Raw genomic sequence first — 18191 nt, 5'->3', positions numbered from 1 at the left:
TCAGGTGTTCTGAACGATCGTAATATTGTCCGTTTCGTTGGCCCGCTGACCCTTGGCCTCGAACTTCGCCCGGGATGCTTCGATCGCCTGCCGGCAGCGTTCGATGTTGTCGGCCACGAGCTGTGCGGCGCGCGCAGATGGTTTGCCCTGGAGATAAGCCGTGCGACGCCCTGCGATATCGCCCGCGTCCTTCACCATGGCGAGAGCTTCGATGTAATATCGATTTTCGTCAGGCTCGAATGTGCGCCGTCAAGCTTCGTATAGACGGCCTCGTTGTAAACAGGCGCCAAGATGGAACATCCGCTGAGCGGAATTGCCAATATCAGCAAAGATAGATGACATTTCGGCATGTGTGAGTCCCCAGCCCCGCCGAACATCATAAACCAGCTACAAATACAATCAATACTTACATAAACAATAATCAGCAATCATAGAGAGAATTTGGTTGAGCGGTCAGGCCTAAGCGGCACACGCCTCACACAGACCACGGATCTCGATCGTGGTCTTCTCTGCCTTGAACTTCTTGCCGCGCGTCCAGTCCATGAGGCGGTGATCGACCTCGTGGTCGTGGAACTCCATGACATGCCCACAGCTCTCGCAGATCGCGAAGGCGACGATGCCGTGACTGTGGCAGTTCTGGTCCGGATGGGCGCAGGCGACGAAGGCGTTGATGCTTTCCAGCCGGTGCACCACGCCATACTCGAGCAGCTTCTCGAGGGCGCGGTAGACCTGCAGTGGCGCGCGAAAACCATGATCGCGCAGCTTGTCGAGGATCGTATAGGCGCTGAGCGGTCCGTCCGCCTTTTCGAGTACCTCGAAAACGAGAGCCTGGTTCTTGGTCAAAGCAGGTGCGTTCATGAACGTTGTCCTTCCAAGGCCTGCCCGCGCCCGCGCCTCGGCAGCAGGCTCAGAATGAAAAGGATCAGGGCCGCGACGACGATCGAGGGGCCGGAGGGCGTGTCGTAGGTCAGCGAACCGAACAGCCCGCCGACCACGGCGACGGCGCCGATCAGCGAGGCGAAGACCGCCATCACCTCAGGCGTCGAGGCGAAACGGCGCGCTGCGGCCGCCGGGATGATCAGCAGCGAGGTGATCAGCATGATGCCGACGATCTTCATGGCGATTGCGATGACAACAGCCATCAGCAGCATGAAGAACAGCCGCGCCCGCTCCGGCTGCAGTCCCTCGGCCTCGGCAAGCTCGGGGTTGACCGTGGAGGCCAGAAGCGGTCGCCAGAGCCAGGCGATCGCCGCCAAAACGAGAATGCCGCCGCCCCAGATCATGACAATATCCGTCTTCGAGACCGCAAGGATGTCGCCGAACAGGAAAGCGATGAGGTCGATGCGCACCCAGCTCATGAAGGCGACCATGACGAGACCGATCGCCAGCGTCGCGTGCGACAGAATACCGAGCAGCGCATCCGCAGACAGCGCCTGGCGTTTTTGCAGGAACAGCAGGAGGATCGACACGGTAGCCGCGACGAGGAACACGGCAAGCGTCAGGTTGAACTGCAGGAGCAGCGAGAGCGCGACGCCGAGCAGTGCCGAGTGGGCGATCGTATCGCCGAAATAAGCCATACGCCGCCAGATGATGAAACAGCCGAGCGGGCCGGTCGTCAGCGCAAGCCCGACGCCTGCAAGGATCGCGCGGACGAAGAAATCGTCAAACATGGCGCTCTCCTGCGGGCTGTTTGTGATCATGGCTATGATCGTCAGCATGATGATCGTGGCTGTGACCGGCGTGGTTGTGGTGGGCGTGGTCGTGCCCTTCGTGGCCATGATGGTGGCCGTCATCAGGATGGCAGTTATCGGTGACGGAGCCATCGGAATGCAGCACACGGCCATCCGGTAGATGCGTGTGGTCGTGGTGATGGCTGTAGACGGCAAGCGCCTGCGCAGCGCGGCTACCAAAGAGGCGGACATATTCGGCGCTCTGCGTCACCGCCTGCGGTGTGCCGCGGCAGCAGACATGGCCGTTGAGGCAGATGACGGTATCCGTCGCCGCCATGACGACATGCAGGTCGTGCGAAATCAGCAGGATGCCGCAGCCGGTCGAGTTGCGGATCGACTGGATCAGGTCGTAGATCGCGATCTCGCCTGAGAAATCGACGCCCTGAACGGGTTCGTCGAGGACGAGGAGATCAGGCTTGCGCGCAATCGCCCGCGCCATCAAGGCCCGCTGAAACTCGCCGCCCGAGAGATGCTGCACTTCGGCGCCGAGCATATGTGAAAGCCCGACGGCTTCGAGCGCGGCGGTCATGTCGTGTTCGGAGAGCGGTCCGGTCAGCGTCATCAGCCGGCGTACGGTGAGCGGCAGCGTCCAATCGATCGCAAGCTTCTGTGGCACATAACCGACCTTGAGGCCGTCGGCGCGTTCAACCGTACCCTCATCGGGCTTCAGCACGCCGATCGCCGTCTTGACGGTGGTCGATTTGCCCGAGCCATTGGGGCCGATCAGCGTCACGATCTCGCCGCGCGAGACCGAGAAATCCACGCCCCGGACGAGCCAGCGGCCGCTTCTTTGGACGCCGACGTTGGAAAGCGAGACCAATGGCTTCGCTTCGGAATTTGCGGGAGAGAACATCATTTTTCCGAATGTGCTGTTGCGACTTGCTATCGCACACGTTATAGCATAACGCAATCGATGTAATAACATTACAACTGCAATTCAAGCGGAGTACACCGATGAAATTCGCGACGGCCCTTACCCTCGCAATTCCCGCCATCTTCTTTGCCGAGGCGGGCAGAACGGCGGATGCGCCTGTCGTGGTGACCTCGATCAAGCCGGTTCACTCGCTCGTATCGGCGATCATGCAGGGCGTCGGCACACCCGAACTGATCGTCGATGGCGCCGCCTCGCCCCACACCTACAATATGAAGCCGTCAAACGCGCGCGCGCTGCAAAACGCCAAGGTGGTGTTCTGGGTCGGTCCCGGGCTTGAAACGTTTCTGGAGAAGCCGCTGGAGGCGATCGGGTCTGATGCCGTCGTCGCCGAGCTCGACAAGGCGCCCGGCCTGACCAAGCTCAAGTTCCGTGAGGGCGGCGCCTTCGAACCGCACGACCACAGCGACCATGACGGTGAAGATCATCATGACGGCGATGGACATGATCATGCCCGTGCCGACACCGATCAGGGCCACGATCACGGGACTTTCGACACCCATCTCTGGCTCGATCCGCAGAATGCCAGGGCGATGGCCTCCGAGATCACCACCACCCTCGTCGCAGCCGACCCCGCCAATGCCCTCACCTACCAGGCCAACGCCAAGACGCTGGACGACAGCCTCGACGCGCTGGACAAGGAAATCGCCGGCATCGTGTCACCGGTGAAGGACAAGCCGTTCATCGTCTTCCACGATGCCTACCAGTATTTCGAGAACCGCTATCATGTACGGGTCGCGGGCTCGATCACCGTCAGCCCCGAAACGATCCCCGGCGCGGAACGCATTGCGGAGATCCACAAGAAGGTCGGCGAACTTGGCGCCACCTGCGTCTTCGCCGAACCGCAGTTCCAGCCGCGATTGGTCGATGTGGTCATCGAGGGGACCAAGGCGAAGGCCGGTGTCCTCGATCCGGAGGCCGCCACGCTCGATGCCGGCGCGGACCTCTATCCCAACCTCATGCTCGGCATTGCCAACAGCATGAAGGCCTGCCTCGCGCGAGAAAGCTGAGATTGCAGGGGCGGGTGCGGAACCCCCGCCCTTCACTAGTTCTGGCCACGCGCACAGCGTCCTACGGAAGCCTGTAATTGGCGTCTGATTGAATCAGAAGGGCGGCATTAAAGCCCCCTTTTCACATGGTGACGTCAGCGTTTAGCGAATGACGATGTTCGCGATCACACCGTTGACCGAGCCGATGAGCAGGAAGTCGTTGTCGACCTGCACCCAGCGATAGCCGCGTGGCGGAGCCGACAGGCGGTAGCGATGATAGTCGCGCACGTCACGCATATGGCGGCGCTCGGTAGGCGTCATGCGATGGCCGCGGCTCCACTTGTACTTCGTGACGTGAACGTCGCGCTCCACGACGACCGGCCGGCGGTGATCCTGGGCGCTCGCTTCGGTCGTTGCCAGCAGCGGAGAAGCGAGCACAGCAGTAGCGAGAAGGACGGTGGTGAGCTTTTTCATTGGGAGGTTCCTCGTGTTGAACACGCCCAGAACCTAGGTCCAAAATGATGAACCGAAACTGAAAGTTTGATTAAACTTACGTAATGAAAACACGTGTTTAAAAGCATCTATTAAATTAGCAAATGCGACATCTCCCGCAATTTCAGGCGATGTCGCTGGTTCGATCATAGTTCCTCGTAATTGAACCAATCGAAATCCGCGGTCTTTGCGCGACCCGACGTATCGAAGGCGAAAACGCCGGCGAATGCACCGGTGAACGAGCCGTGCTCGCCACGTCCGCCCTCGTCGGAGACCACACCGGCATCCAGCACAGGCCCGATCGGCTGCCAGGCCCCCTTGCCTTCCGTCTGCCAGAAGAACTGCAGGTCATTGTCGCGGATTTCCATGGAAAGCTGAACGCGCCCTTCGGCAGGCACCGCAACGCCGCTGCCGACCGGGAAGTCGAGACGGCTGTGGGGATAGTCGCCATTGCAGGAGAGAATGGTGACGCACCGTCCCAGCTTCTCGTGGAGGGTCACGGCGACCGCGTGGAACTTGTGCCTGTTATAGTAATGCGTCAGGCCGGCAACCTGCTGGTAGGTGTGGGGATCAAACTCCACGACCGTCTCCGCCCTGAAGCTGTGGTGCTCCTGACGACGGGCGACAAGAGACTGTTCGAACCACGAACCGATGCTTTCGCGCCCGATCAGCCTCAGATGTCCTGCCCGATCGGTAAGGTTGAAAATGCGCTCCGGCTGTGGCGTGCGAAGCCACTGGAAATCATCAGGCAGCTTTCCGCCGTCGAAGCTGTATTCGCTGCGCACAGGCTTCTCGACCGGCACAGCGCCGGCCAGTCCCGGCACGGTGACATCGGGAACAACAGTGCCGTTCTCGAGGTAAAGCCACCCGTCCTCCTTCCAGACACACTTCTGCAGGCTGGTCTCGCGACCGAGCGTGCAGCGGCGCTTTGGCGGCATCGGACGACCGCAGAGGTGCGTGTGATAGGCCTGTCCGTCGGGCGTTTCGACATACTGGCCGTGCCCTGCTCGCTGGAGAATGGCTTCAGGATGATCCTTTGACGTGATGAGGTGCTTGTTCGGATGCATCTCATAGGGACCGTCGATCGTGCGCGAACGAGCCATGGTGACGGCATGGTCGTAGCCAGTGCCGCCCTCGGCGGTCGTCAGGTAATAGTAGCCGTTCCGCTTGAAGAGATGCGGTCCCTCGACGAGGCCCAGCGAACTGCCGGCGAATATGTTCTTGATCGGGCCCTTCAGCGACCTGGTCGCCGCATCCCATTCCTGCAGCAGAATGCCATCGAAGGCCGGCGACTTCGGCGCACCGCCGAAGCTCTCGGTGCGATGATTCCACTGCATGTTCATGAACCACTTGCGGCCGTCCTCATCATGGAACAGGGACGGGTCGAAGCCCGAAGAGTTCACGTAGACCGGCTCCGACCATTCGCCCTCAATGGTTGGCGAAGTCACGATGTAGTTATGCGCATCCTTGAAGTTGCCGTCGAAGCGCTTGACGTCGGTATAGACCAGCCAGAACAGCCCGTCGGCATAAGAAAGGCAGGGGGCCCAGACGCCGCAGCTGTCGGGATTGCCGCGCATGTCGAGTTGCGACTTGCGCTCGAGAGGACGCCGAACCATCGTCCAGTTCACAAGATCGCGCGAATGATGGATCTGGACGCCGGGATACCATTCGAACGTCGAGGTGGCGATATAGTAGTCGTCTCCAACGCGGCAAATGGATGGATCGGGGTTGAAGCCCGGCAGGATCGGGTTGCGGATCATGGTGAAGTCTCCTCCCTGAAATACGCGCGGCTTACCGCACGTACATCAAAAAATGATAGGAGAAACGCCCGGCGCACTGGACCGGGCGCTTCGGTTTATTCGCGTTCCGCGGACTTTGCCCAGAGATTGATGTCGGCCTCGCGGGCATAGACATCGATCTCCTTGAGCTCAGCGGCGGTAAATTCGAGATTGTCGAGCGCCTTGACGCAATCGACGATCTGCGACGAACGGCTCGCGCCGATCAGCGCCGACGTCACCCGGTCGCCACGCAGAACCCAGGCAATCGCCATCTGCGCCAGCGTCTGGCCACGACGCTCCGCGATCTCATTGAGCTTGCGGATGTTGTCGATGATCTGAGGACGAATGAAGTCCTTCTTGAGGAAGTGGTTCTGGGCAGCACGGCTATCCTGCGGGATGCCGCCGAGATACTTGGTCGTCAGCATACCCTGCGCCAGCGGCGAGAACACGATCGACCCCATGCCGGCCTCGTCAAGCGTATCCAGCAGCTTGTCGTCCTCGACCCAGCGGTTGAGCATCGAATAACTCGGCTGATGGATCAGGCACGGCGTCCCGAGATCCTTCAGGATAGCGGCAGCCTCCCGGGTGCGCTGCGAATTGTAGGACGAGATGCCGACATAGAGCGCCCGGCCGGAGCGGACAATATGATCGAGCGCGCCGCAGGTTTCCTCGAGCGGGGTATCCGGATCGAAACGATGCGAATAGAAGATATCGACGTAGTCGAGACCCATGCGCTTCAAGCTCTGGTCACACGACGCGATCAGATACTTGCGGCTGCCCCATTCGCCGTAGGGACCCGGCCACATGTCGTAGCCGGCCTTGGACGAGATGATCAACTCGTCGCGCAGGCCTGAAAATTCAGTGCGCAGGATTTCACCGAAGGCGGTTTCGGCGCTGCCAGGAGGCGGGCCGTAGTTGTTGGCGAGGTCGAAATGGGTGATACCGAGATCGAAGGCCGTGCGGCACATGTCGATCTTGCGGTCATGCGGCGTGTCGCCGCCGAAATTGTGCCAGAGGCCGAGCGATACCGCAGGCAGCTTCAGGCCGGAACGGCCTGTGCGGTTATACTTCATCTTTGAATAGCGGTCGGAAGCCGGTTGCCAGCTCATAATTCTGATCCTTTAAGCGAAAAAGCGCGGGCTTGTCGCCCGCGCCGGACCATAGTCCTTTGGTCGCTTACTTCAAGAGCGCCTGCGCTTCTTCGATGCCGAGTGCGGCCGGCTGCGTGCAGGTCGTCGTCAGCTCGATGAAACGGCCTTCCTCGCCCGACTTCAGGATTGAAGTCATGACGTCGACGCCGTGCAGCGTGCGATCGAGCGAGCAACGCGCATCGCGCCCCTCGATGATCGCCATCGCCATGTCGGCGAGACCCGCCGTGCGGTAGTTGGCGCGCGGTCCCTGCGGGCTCTCCTGGTTGAAGATACCGAAGGGATGTTCCCAGCCTTCGACCGGCTTGATGTCCTTGTCCTTGCCGCTGGCCTCGACGACGCCGCCGAAGAAGTTCGGATCCGGCACGTAAAGCGAGCCCTCGGTGCCATAGAGCTCCATGTTGGCGTGGCGATGAGACCAGACATCCCAGCTCGCCGTCAGCGTGACAGTCGCGCCGCTGACAAATTCGAGGATCGCCTGGATCGTCGTCGGCGTCTTGACCGGGATGGTCTCGCCATGACGCGGCTGGCTGGTGATGGTGCGGGTCTCGGACGCCATGGAGGTCATCGCGCCGACGCGCTTCACCGGACCGATCAGGTTGATCAGGTTGGCGATGTAGTATGGACCGAGATCGAGGATCGGGCCGCCGCCGGGCAGGAAGAAGAAGTCCGGGTTCGGATGCCACATCTCCATGCCCGGGCTCATGACGTAGCACGCGCCCGAGGTGACGCGGCCGATGCCACCGTCGTCGATAAACTTGCGGGCAAGCTGGTGCGCGCCGCCGAGGAAGGTATCCGGCGCGCAGCCGACGGAGAGGTTCTTCTCCTTGGCAATGCGGCGCAACTCTTCACCCTGCTCGAGGGTGAGAACCAGCGGCTTTTCCGAATAGACGTGCTTGCCGGATTCAAGGATCGCCTTGGAAACCGGGAAGTGAGCATCCGGGATCGTCAGGTTGACGACGACGTCGATCTCGTCATTGGCGAGAAGCTCATCGATCGTCTGCGCCTTTACGCCGTATTCCTCGGCGCGGGCCTGGGCAGCCTGCACGTTGATATCGGCGCAGGCCAGGACCTTCAGACCCTTGAAAAGCGGAGAGAGTGAGAAGTAGGTGGTGGAGATGTTGCCGCATCCGATGATGCCGACGCCAAGTTCCTTGGTCATGATATGCCTCAATAAGTCTTGAAGGATGCGATCGAGCGCGTGATCAGGCGGTCGACATCGGCCGGGTTGTCATGCTCGACGACGTAGTGCTTGGTCTTGGTGCTCTTGAGTGCAGCGATGAGCTTGGCCCACTGCAGAGTGCCGTGGCCAACATCTGCCCAACCATCCTCGTTCTTGTTCTCGCCAGCCGGCGCAATGTCCTTGACGTGAGCCGAGGTGATGCGCGATCCGAGCTTTTCGATCCAAGAGAACGGGTCAGCACCACCGCGAACGACCCAGGCGATATCCGCTTCCCAGGAAATGTCAGGAGCGCCTTCAAAGATGCGTTCGATCGGCAGTGAGCCATCGGCGAGCTTCACGAATTCGAAGTCGTGGTTGTGCCAGCCGAACTCATAGCCGGCATCCTTGTAGGGCTTTGCCATCTCATGCAGCCGCTTGCCGAAGGCCAGCCAGCCGGCACCATCGGTCGGGCGCTGCTCGGCGGCGAGATGCGGCGCATAGATCGAGTCCATGCCGAGGACCTTTGCAATGTTCAGCGACTTCTGGACTTCGCCGTCGAGGAAATCGGGGCTGAAATGGCCACTGGCCATGACAAGACCGTTCTTGTCGAGTTCGGCACGCAGGCTGTTCAGGCCGGCATCATCGAGGTCGGCATAGATGCCGCCGAAACCTTCGACTTCCTGATAGCCGGCCTTGCCGAGCTTTTCAAAGATCGCCGAATAGGGCTGGAAGTTACGGGCGCTGTAAAGCTGGAAACTCAGTTTCGTCATCATTCCTCCTCGGGCCTCGTGCCCATTGCATTTCAGTCAGGATCAATCCACGGACTGACAGGATTGCAGGTCGTAGAAACGGAATTCCGGCAAGGTGCCGCCCTCGAGCGGCTTTGCCGGGGTGAAGGTAATGCGGCGCGTCTCGCCCGCCGCCAGATCGAAGGCATTGTCTGAATACTTTCCGTCGGTCTCGGTCTCGATCATCACGAAGAGCGCAAGTCCCTTCGCAGTGACGTTAAGGCACACGGAGCCGTCTTCCTCGACATACTCGTGTGTGACCATGAGGCCCGCAGCCTCGAGCTCCAGTGCCTTGTAGGTGCCGTGCACATAGTGCCCCTCGCCACCCATGCCATTCGACGCCGTGAAGCGCCAGGCAAGCAGTGTCCCGGCAGGAATTTCGGAAACGTCGATGCTCGTCGCCGTTACGGCTGCGTCAGGGGTGCAGACCGCCTGCACGTCCTTCAGGTGCTTGCGTTCGCCCTTCATGTCGAGGACCGAGACCGACAGGTCGATGCTGACCTCGGCAAGCGTGTCGTTGACCAGCGAGAAGCGGATCTGCTTGCCGTCCTCATTAGGGATCGCCGCAACGGCGACCGGCTGGAAGAAGCGCTTGACCAGATAATGCATCGCCTTCCAGCGACCGCCGTGGTCGAGGCTCGACCACGAGGCGACCGGCCATGTGTCATTGAGCTGCCAGTAGATGGTGCCCATGCAATGCGGCTTCAGCGACCGCCAGTATTCCACTGCGGTCTTGATTGCGAGACCCTGCTGGATCTGGCTGAGATAGACGAAATTCGGGAAGTCCTTCGGGAAGCGGAAATAGCGGAACATCGTCCCGGCAATGCGCTCGTTGCCACCTGCATTCTTCTGGTGCAGCTCCATGACAGGCGACGCTACGTTCATGTCCTTCGGATCGGCGTAGGTCTTGATGACAGGCAGCGACGTATAGGACTGGAAGCCGAATTCCGAGCAGAAGCGCGGGCGCACCGATCGATAATTGTCGAACGACTTGTTCTCGTGCCAGACCGACCAGTAGTGCATGTCGCCGGAACCGTCGGCATGCCAGGCATCGCCGAAATCGAGATAACCGGATGCCGGGCTCGACGGCCACCAGATGGCGTCGGGCGCCGCCTTCTTCATCGCCTGCTCGATCGTACGGTTGAGGCGATCGTAGGAGACAAGATAGCGGTCGCGATCCTTCTTCGACTCGTCGAACCAGGTGAGCGCACCGACCAGTTCGTTGTCGCCGCACCACAGCGCGATCGACGGATGCGAGGACAGACGGCGCACCTGATAGTCGACCTCAAGCGCGACGTTGTCGAGGAAATCCTCCGTCGAAGGATAGAGGTTGCAGGCGAACATGAAATCCTGCCAGACCATCAGGCCCATCCGATCGCAAAGATCGTAGAAATAGTCATGTTCGTAGAAGCCGCCGCCCCAGACGCGGATCATGTTCATGTTTGCGGCATGAGCCGACTGCAGCAGGTCTTCAGTCTTCTCGGGCGATGACAGCGAAAACAGCGCATCAGCCGGGATCCAGTTGGCGCCGCGGCAGAAGATCTCGCGGCCGTTGACCTTCAGCGCGAAACGGCTGCCGGCGGCATCGGGCGTCGTGATCAGCTCGACGGTGCGAAGACCGATTTGCTTGCTGACCGCATCCGACGGAAGATCGACAGTCAATGTGTAGAGCGCCTGCTCACCACTGCCCGCCGGCCACCACAAGCGCGGCTTATCGATCTGGAAGACGTGGTTGACGACGGTTTCGCCGGCGCCGACGCCTACGTCGAGCCGAATGCGTTCCCCGTCGAGCGTAAAATGAACAGGCACAATCCCCGGATTCTTGGCGAACAATGTCGCCGTCACCTGCAGATCGACGGAGCCGTCGAGATTATGGACCTGACGTGTCGTGACGTGGTCGATGCGCGCAGTCTCGAGCCTGCGCAAAGCGATCGTGCCATAGAGGCCGAGCGGCGCAATCGCGATGTTCCAGTCCCAACCGAAATGGCACTGCGGCTTGCGCAGCATATTGCCATTCGCAATAGGCGAATTGCCGGGGTGATATGGGATGTAGAACGGCTGCTTGGCCTGCCGGTCGGCACCGGCCGAAATGCTCGAGTGCAGCACGATCCGAATGTGGTTCTCGCCAGTCTTCAGCTGGCCACCTACATCGGGCCGGTAGCGACGGAAGCTGTTATCGGCGAGCAGCACCGGAGAACCGTTGACGAACACCGCGGCAACGGTATCGAGATAGTCGATATCGAGATACCACTCGCCGTCCGGCTCGGACAGCGTGAAACTGCGTTCCAGCACCCAGTCGCGCTGCGCCACCCACTGAACGATCTCCTCGTTACGGCCGAAATAGGGATCGGGGATCAGTTCAGCGGCATGCAGCGCCGTGTGCACATCGCCCGGCAGCGTGATCGATGTCGTGACCTCGCCGTCGGCTGAGGTGAGCTTCCACGATCCGGATAGGTCGAGGTTAAACCCGTTTGTCGGCAAGGAAGTCATAGCATTATCCCGATCGGGCCGCGCTTAGGACCGCCCGCAATCGCGGGCCGCAGCCGAACTTGGTGGCCAGATGGCCGATTGGAGAACGGGCGGAACTATACGCTCCGCCCTATTGCGATTTCTAGATGCGAAGCTCAGTCTCCGCATCAAAGAGCGACGCCAGCGACATATCGAAGCCGAGCTTGACGGCGGAACCGGGGCTGAAGCGGCGTGCACCATTGATACGCACGGACATCGTGTGGCCGGCATGCTTCAGCCAAAGCAGGTTGTCGGCGCCCATTGGTTCCTCGATGTCGACGGTCGCTTCGTGGACCTCGGCGCCGAGATTCTCGTTGACCTTCACATGTTCAGGACGAACGCCGAGAATGACCTTGCGGCCCGCTTGCAGCGATTCGGGCGCCTCATAGGCTGCAACAGAGAAGTTCACGCCGTTGGCAGTGAAGAACGCCTCGTCACCCTGCTTGGTGATCTCCCCACGCAAGAAATTCATCGACGGCGAGCCGATAAAGCCTGCAACAAAGAGATTGCGTGGCTTGTTGTAGATCGTCGTCGGGTCGGCAAGCTGCTGGATGATGCCGTTTTTCATGATCGCGATACGATCGGCCAAGGTCAGCGCTTCGATCTGGTCGTGCGTGACGTAGATCATCGTGTTGTTCAGCGACTGGTGCAGGCGCTTGATTTCGACGCGCAGCTCCGAGCGCAGCTTGGCGTCGAGGTTCGACAGCGGCTCGTCGAACAGGAACACATCCACGTCGCGCACCAATGCGCGACCGATCGCAACGCGCTGACGCTGGCCGCCCGAGAGCTCGGCCGGCTTGCGCTTCAGCAGCGGCTGGATCTGCAGGATTTCCGCCGCACGCGCCACGCGCTTGTCGATCTCCTGCTGTGGCACCTTGGCGACCTGGAGGCCGAAAGACAGGTTCTTCTCGACGCTCATCTGCGGATAGAGCGCGTAGGACTGGAACACCATGCCGATGCCGCGATCCTTCGGCTCTTCCCAGGTGACGTTCTTGCCCTTGATGAAGATCTGGCCGTCGGATGCGTCGAGCAGTCCGGCGATGCAGTTCAACAGCGTGGACTTGCCGCAGCCGGAAGAGCCCAGGAGAACCAGGAACTCGCCGTCGTTGATTTCGAGGTTGAGGTCCTTGAGAACGCTGACCGAACCGAAGTTCAACGAGAGATCTCGGATGGAAACACTTGAATTCATGGATCAGCCTTTCACTGCGCCAGCGGCAATACCACGGACGAAAAGTCGTCCCGATACGAAATAGACAACGAGCGGCACCAGACCCGTCAGGATCGTTGCGGCCATATTGACGTTGTATTCCTTCACGCCCTGGACAGAGTTGACGATGTTGTTGAGCTGCACGGTCATCGGGTAGTACTCCGGTCGGGTGAAGACGACACCGAACAGGAAGTCGTTCCAGATGCCGGTGACCTGCAGGATCATGGCGACGACGAAGATCGGCAGCGACATGGGCAGCATGATCTTCAGGAAAATCTGCCAGAAGCCGGCCCCATCGATGCGGGCAGCCTTGAAGAGCTCCTGCGGCAGCGATGCGAAGTAGTTGCGGAACAGCAGCGTCAGGATCGGCATCCCGAAGATGCTGTGCACGATGATCAGGCCCGTCAGAGTTCCATAGACGCCGATCTCACGCAGCACGATAACGATAGGATAGATCATCACCTGATAGGGAATGAACGCGCCGACGACGAGGATCGCAAAGAAGACTTCCGAACCCTTGAAGCGCCAGTTGGCGAGCGCATAGCCGTTCACCGAGGCAATGGCAATCGACAGGACCACCGAGGGAACGGTGATACGCACCGAATTCCAGAAGCCGCGCGAGAGGCCGTCGCAGTTCAGGCCTGTGCAGGCCGTCGCCCAAGCCTTCACCCAGGGCTCGAAGGTGATTTCGACCGGCGGTGAGAAGATATTGCCGAGGCGGATTTCGGGCATGCCCTTCAGCGACGTGACCATCATCACGTAAAGCGGAAGAAGGTAATATGCAGCGGCAACAAAAAGCGTGCCATAGAGAATGATGTTGCGCGGAGAGATCACCCGCTTCGGCTTCGGGCCGCTGGGGCCGGACGCGCGGCCACCGGAGGTCTTGAGAGTAACAGAATCAGGCACGTTTACGCCCTCCGAATTCCAGATAGGCCCACGGGATGATGATGATCGCGACGGTGACCAGCATCATGGTCGAGGCGGCGAAACCCTGCCCCAGATTCTGAGCCTGGAACATGTAGTCGTAAACGTATTTCGCAGGCACTTCAGAGGCGATGCCTGGACCACCTGATGTCTGCGCCACCACCAGGTCGTAGACCTTGACGATGCCACTGGCGATGATGACAAGCGTCGTGATGAAGACAGGCCGCATCATCGGAATGACGATGAAGAGATAGGTCTTCCACATCGGGATGCCGTCGACGCGCGCGGCCTTCCAGATGTCTTCATCGATACCGCGCAAGCCGGCGAGCATAAGGCACATGACGAGACCCGTGCCCTGCCACAGCGCGGCGATCAAAATGCCGTAGATGACGATTTCAGGTGTGTAGAGCGGGTCGAAATTGAAGCTTGTCCAGCCAAGCGACCGGACAACTGATTGGATGCCAAACTCAGGGTTCAGGATCCACTGCCAGACGAGGCCGGTAACGATGAAAGACAGGGCGAATGGGTAGAGGAAGATCGTACGGAACGTATTTTCGAACCGGATCTTTTGGTCCATCAACGCCGCGAGCACAAAGCCGATCACCAGGCTGAAGATAATCGATAGCACGCCGTAGATCGCAAGATTCTCGATGGACACGATCCAGCGCGGGGCAGCCCACAGGCGCCTGTATTGTTCGAGACCTACGAAGCTCAACCGCGGAAGGAGCTTCGAGTTCGTGAATGAATAAACGACCGTCCAGGCCGAGCCACCGACGAAGATGACCAAGGCGGTCAGGATCATCGGAATGGATGCAATCTTCGAATTCAGATTGCGCAGTAACTGATTTGGCCGGCCGGCTTTCGCTTGACCCGTCATTGTAATTCCTCCTGAATCGCAATTCTGCTGTGATCCAGAGCAGCGAACCGTCTACCGGTCGCCTCCTCTTCTCACTCCCATACCAAGGCCGGATGCCCTGCATCAGCTGCTACCAGCCTCGAGCGCTGCCGCCACCCGGACACGATGGGAGTTCCGGGCAAATCCGGCTCCGTCACACGGAGCCGGATCGCAACAGCGTCGGAAAAGCGACGATCAGTCGGCAGAAGCGATGATTTCAGCGAAGCGCTTCTGAGCGGCTTCCGGCGTCATCGACGGATTTGCGAAGAACTCCGAGAAGAGGTCTTCCTTCTGCTTCTGGCTATCCGCCGACAGAAGCTGGTCGGTACCTTGGATCACATTGCCCTTTGCGAGGATGTCGAGACCCTTCTTCATGCAGTCGTTGGCTGCACCAAGGTCAACGTCACCGCGAACTGGCAGCGAGCCCTTCTTCAGGTTGAAGGCAACCTGCGTCTTGGGATCGAGAAGCGTCTTGGCAAGCACAGCCTGTGCCTTAGACTTCTCTTCGTCCTTGAGCAGGGGGAAGTAGAAGGCATCACCGCCGGTGGAGATGATTTCGTTCACGCCGAGGCCCGGAAGGCAGGTGTAGTCGGTACCGGCCTTCTGACCAGCCAGCTGGAACTCGCCTTGCGCCCAGTCACCCATGATCTGGCCACCGGCCTTGCCCGTGATGACGAGGTTGGTTGCTTGATTCCAGTCCTGAACATTGCTGCCCTTGGACATACGGCGAGCGTCATCGGCGGCCTTGAAAACCTTTGCGATCTCCGGACCGGCAGCCGCTTCAGCGTCCTTGTCCTTGAACACCTTGAGGAAGGTATCCTTGCCGGCAATGGCAACCATCAGCACGTCGAACGCGCCGGCAGCTTGCCAGGGCTGACCGCCAACGGCGAGCGGAACGATGCCGGCCTTTTCGAGCGCCGGAGAGGCGGCGACAAATTCATCCCAGTTCTTCGGCACTTCAACGCCAGCCTTCTTGAAGGCTGCATTGGAGAGCCACAGCCACTGCCAGGAGTGGATGTTGACCGGGGCACAATAGATCTTGCCGTCGATCGTGCAGGAATCGAGCAGGCTCGACGGACGAATGATGTCCTTCCAGTGCTCGGCGGTGGCGACGTCGGTCAGGTCCCGCATCAGGCCAGCCTGAACCAGCTCTTCGGCCTGACGACCATGGTTGAACTGCGTGGCACCCATCGGATCACCGCCGGTGATGCGGCTGATCATGATCGGACGCGCGGTACCGCCGGAGCCGGCGATCGCACCGTCGACCCACTTGTTGCCGGTCGCGTCGAATGCCTTTGCGAGTTCTGCCACGGCAGCGGCTTCGCCACCAGAAGTCCACCAATGGGTGACTTCAAGATCGGTCGCGTTCGCCGCACCGAGCGGCAGCACGACGGAAGCGGCAAGTGCAGCCGCGATCAAACGAAAATTCATGAGTTCTCCTCCCTCACTGAAACGTTGCCGGAAAAACTTAGTGCAATCGATATTTTCGCGCAACAGCCAGCCGATGAAAAATTTCTAAACTTTTTTCTTTGCAATCTCAGACTGCATAATGGCGTTGATTTTTGCACGGGAGAGCGTGGAAAGCACAACGAGCGAGCAAGTGCACAATCTGGATTATCGAATTGTTTTAACGCACAAAATATCGTAGTTATCGCATTTTCGGCGGCACGTTTCATTCGCAGGTGCAAAAAATGTGAGCAAAACACCATGACTAAACCTATGGGCGCACCCATGCTGTTCAAACGCGAAAAAGGTCTCGACAATTCTACTGTATCGTTACAGATTTCGCTGTCTGAGGGAGGAGCATCTTTGGTCGCACTTGCGCTTACGACGCTTCTAAAAAGACTCTATAAGCGGACCAAATCGCATAGGATGGTCTAGAGGGATGAAAAATAACGAAAAATTCGGAGACGCCACCGGCGTGCTCCAGCGGGAGAGGCCGACGCTCAAGACGATTGCCTTCATGACGGGCCTCGGTGTGACCACCGTTTCGCGTGCCCTGAAGGATGCGCCCGATATCGGTGCCGAAACCAAGGAGCGCGTGCGCATGGTCGCCCGCCAGCTCGGCTATCAGCCGAACAGAGCGGGCGTGCGCCTCAGAACCGGCAAAACCAACGTCATCGCGCTCGTGCTCAGCATCGACGAAGAGATCATGGGCTTCACCAGCCAGATTGTCTTCGGCATTTCGGACGTTTTGTCGGGCACGCCCTATCACCTCGTCGTGACGCCCTATTCCATCGCCAAGGATCCGCTATTACCGGTCCGCTACATTCTCGACACCGGCTCCGCCGACGGCGTTATTATCTCGCGAATCGAGCCCGACGACCCTCGCGTCAGCCTGATGATCGAACGCAACATGCCCTTCTCCACGCACGGGCGCACCGAGAGCGATCTCGTACATCCCTATCATGATTTCGACAGCGAGGCTTACGCTTATCAGGCCGTCCGCGCCCTCGTCGCCAAAGGCCGTCGGAAGATAGCGCTGCTGCCGCCGCCAGGCCGGCTCACCTATTTCGCCCATACGCGGATCGGCTTCCAGACGGCGCTGCATGTCTATGGCGCCGAAGAGATCCCGCTGCGCGTCAACATCGACGCGCCGTTGCAGCAGATACGCGACGAGGTGGAAGCGCTGATGCGTTCCTCGCATGCGCCAGATGGCATCGTTTCCTCCTCGGCCGCCGGCGCGATCGCCGTCAATGCCGGTGTAGAGGCTGCCGGTTGCGTCGTCGGTCGCGATGTCGACCTCGTCTCGAAGCAATCGACGGAGATCCTCAACTGGATACGACCGAATATGATCACCTGTTTCGAGGACGTTCGCGAGGCCGGCCGCGAACTCGCCCGCGCGGTGATCGGCCGCATCGAAGGCGTTCCGCCCGAAAAGCTGCAGAGCGTCAGCCAGCCGACCTGGCCGGACGGCGTCTTCGACTGACCCAACAGGAAACCAAAGCGGCGAGAATCAAAAAAGCCCAGTTTCGGCCGGGCTTTTTCATTTTGGGAACGCGCGCCGGCTCAGAAGGTCGCCGCACCGCTACCCCACGGGCCGTGGTGGAAGTCCTTGCTGTCGAGGCGATCAAAGCCGTGCGCGCCGAAGAAGTCACGCTGCGCCTGGATCAGGTTCGCGGTGCCGCGGCCTTGGCGATAGGCATCGAAGTAGGTCAGCGCCGAGGTCAGCGCCGGAACCGGCAGGCCGGCTTGCAGGGCCGCCGCAACGACGCGGCGCAGCGCCGGGATCGATTCCTTGACCATCTCGGAGAAGGCAGGCGTCACGACCAGGTTGGCAGCATCCGGAGCCTTGGTGAAGGCCGAGGTGATCTCGTCGAGGAACTGCGAGCGGATGATACAGCCGGCTCGCCAGATCTTGGCGATGACAGGCATCGGCAGCGACCAGTTGAACTCGCGCGATGCTTCCGCCATGACGGCGAAGCCCTGCGCATAAGCGCCGATCTTGGCGGCGAACAGCGCCAGCTCCAGATCCTTGTTGAGTTCGGGGCCGTAGGCGATCGGGAACTTGCATTCCGGCTTGCCGAAGATCTTCTCGGCGGCTTCGCGCTCGGTCTTCATCGACGACAGGCTGCGGGCGGCAACGGCGGCTTCGATCGCGGTTGCCGGAATGCCCATGTTCTGCGCTTCGATCGCCGA

Annotated in this window: 16 protein-coding genes and 1 pseudogene; 2 read left to right on the top strand and 15 right to left on the bottom strand. The window is 60.1% G+C overall.

Annotation, left to right across the window (positions count from 1 at the left end):
- From IB244_RS15500 to IB244_RS15485, 4 genes are all read right to left on the bottom strand, one after another.
- Positions 1 to 198 carry a hypothetical protein gene (locus IB244_RS15500; protein ID WP_018854748.1) on the bottom strand — a complete coding sequence of 66 codons (198 nt, stop codon included), beginning with the start codon at positions 196 to 198 and terminating at the stop codon, positions 1 to 3.
- Between the two features lie 261 nt (positions 199 to 459).
- Positions 460 to 858, bottom strand: a complete 399-nt coding sequence (locus IB244_RS15495; RefSeq protein ID WP_016554263.1) for a Fur family transcriptional regulator — start codon at positions 856 to 858, stop codon at positions 460 to 462.
- Positions 855 to 1670 carry a zinc ABC transporter permease subunit ZnuB gene (znuB, locus tag IB244_RS15490; RefSeq protein WP_018854746.1) on the bottom strand — a complete coding sequence of 272 codons (816 nt, stop codon included), beginning with the start codon at positions 1668 to 1670 and terminating at the stop codon, positions 855 to 857. Before znuB ends, IB244_RS15495 begins: the two co-directional genes overlap by 4 nt.
- Entirely contained in the window at positions 1663 to 2583 is a 921-nt protein-coding gene (locus tag IB244_RS15485; RefSeq protein WP_113471022.1) for a metal ABC transporter ATP-binding protein, read from the bottom strand. The genes znuB and IB244_RS15485 overlap by 8 nt, the downstream gene beginning before the upstream one ends.
- Positions 2584 to 2684: 101 nt before the next feature.
- On the opposite strand from IB244_RS15485, the gene IB244_RS15480 reads away from it, so the two are divergent.
- Positions 2685 to 3671, top strand: a complete 987-nt coding sequence (locus IB244_RS15480; protein WP_018854744.1) for a zinc ABC transporter substrate-binding protein — start codon at positions 2685 to 2687, stop codon at positions 3669 to 3671.
- A gap of 141 nt (positions 3672 to 3812) precedes the next feature.
- On the opposite strand, the gene IB244_RS15475 is transcribed toward IB244_RS15480, so the two are convergent.
- From IB244_RS15475 to IB244_RS15430, 10 genes are all read right to left on the bottom strand, one after another.
- A complete protein-coding gene (locus IB244_RS15475) occupies positions 3813 to 4124 on the bottom strand; it encodes an RcnB family protein (protein ID WP_018854743.1) in 312 nt (103 codons plus the stop codon).
- 164 nt (positions 4125 to 4288) lie between these two features.
- Positions 4289 to 5902: a glycoside hydrolase family 43 protein gene (locus IB244_RS15470; RefSeq protein ID WP_018854742.1), complete on the bottom strand. Its 1614-nt coding sequence runs from the start codon at positions 5900 to 5902 to the stop codon at positions 4289 to 4291.
- 95 nt (positions 5903 to 5997) lie between these two features.
- Positions 5998 to 7029, bottom strand: a complete 1032-nt coding sequence (gene mgrA, locus IB244_RS15465) for an L-glyceraldehyde 3-phosphate reductase (RefSeq protein ID WP_062371138.1) — start codon at positions 7027 to 7029, stop codon at positions 5998 to 6000.
- 67 nt (positions 7030 to 7096) lie between these two features.
- Positions 7097 to 8230 (bottom strand): Gfo/Idh/MocA family protein, encoded by a 1134-nt coding sequence (locus tag IB244_RS15460; RefSeq protein ID WP_018854740.1) that lies wholly within the window; start codon positions 8228 to 8230, stop codon positions 7097 to 7099.
- An 8-nt stretch (positions 8231 to 8238) separates the two neighbouring features.
- Positions 8239 to 9000, bottom strand: a complete 762-nt coding sequence (locus IB244_RS15455; protein ID WP_192240627.1) for a sugar phosphate isomerase/epimerase family protein — start codon at positions 8998 to 9000, stop codon at positions 8239 to 8241.
- Positions 9001 to 9042: 42 nt separating this feature from the next.
- Entirely contained in the window at positions 9043 to 11508 is a 2466-nt protein-coding gene (locus IB244_RS15450) for a beta-mannosidase (protein ID WP_192304724.1), read from the bottom strand.
- Positions 11509 to 11629: 121 nt separating this feature from the next.
- Positions 11630 to 12715: an ABC transporter ATP-binding protein gene (locus IB244_RS15445; protein WP_018854737.1), complete on the bottom strand. Its 1086-nt coding sequence runs from the start codon at positions 12713 to 12715 to the stop codon at positions 11630 to 11632.
- A 3-nt stretch (positions 12716 to 12718) separates the two neighbouring features.
- A complete protein-coding gene (locus IB244_RS15440; RefSeq protein WP_018854736.1) occupies positions 12719 to 13639 on the bottom strand; it encodes a carbohydrate ABC transporter permease in 921 nt (306 codons plus the stop codon).
- The gene (locus IB244_RS15435) at positions 13632 to 14534 is read right to left on the bottom strand and encodes a carbohydrate ABC transporter permease (protein ID WP_025660691.1); all 903 of its coding nucleotides are present in this window, start codon (positions 14532 to 14534) and stop codon (positions 13632 to 13634) included. Before IB244_RS15435 ends, IB244_RS15440 begins: the two co-directional genes overlap by 8 nt.
- Before the next feature lie 213 nt (positions 14535 to 14747).
- Entirely contained in the window at positions 14748 to 15983 is a 1236-nt protein-coding gene (locus IB244_RS15430; protein ID WP_018854734.1) for an ABC transporter substrate-binding protein, read from the bottom strand.
- Between the two features lie 454 nt (positions 15984 to 16437).
- On the opposite strand from IB244_RS15430, the gene IB244_RS15425 reads away from it, so the two are divergent.
- The gene (locus IB244_RS15425) at positions 16438 to 17481 is read left to right on the top strand and encodes a LacI family transcriptional regulator (protein WP_062371141.1); all 1044 of its coding nucleotides are present in this window, start codon (positions 16438 to 16440) and stop codon (positions 17479 to 17481) included.
- An 80-nt stretch (positions 17482 to 17561) separates the two neighbouring features.
- On the opposite strand, the pseudogene IB244_RS15420 reads toward IB244_RS15425, so the two are convergent.
- Positions 17562 to 18191: pseudogene (locus tag IB244_RS15420) on the bottom strand (NADP-dependent phosphogluconate dehydrogenase); the annotation flags it as partial.

This window comes from Rhizobium sp. RHZ02, assembly GCF_014851575.1.
Taxonomy (GTDB): domain Bacteria; phylum Pseudomonadota; class Alphaproteobacteria; order Rhizobiales; family Rhizobiaceae; genus Rhizobium; species Rhizobium altiplani.
Note: the sequence above shows the minus strand (reverse complement) of the source record. Positions and strands in the feature narration are given on the sequence as shown.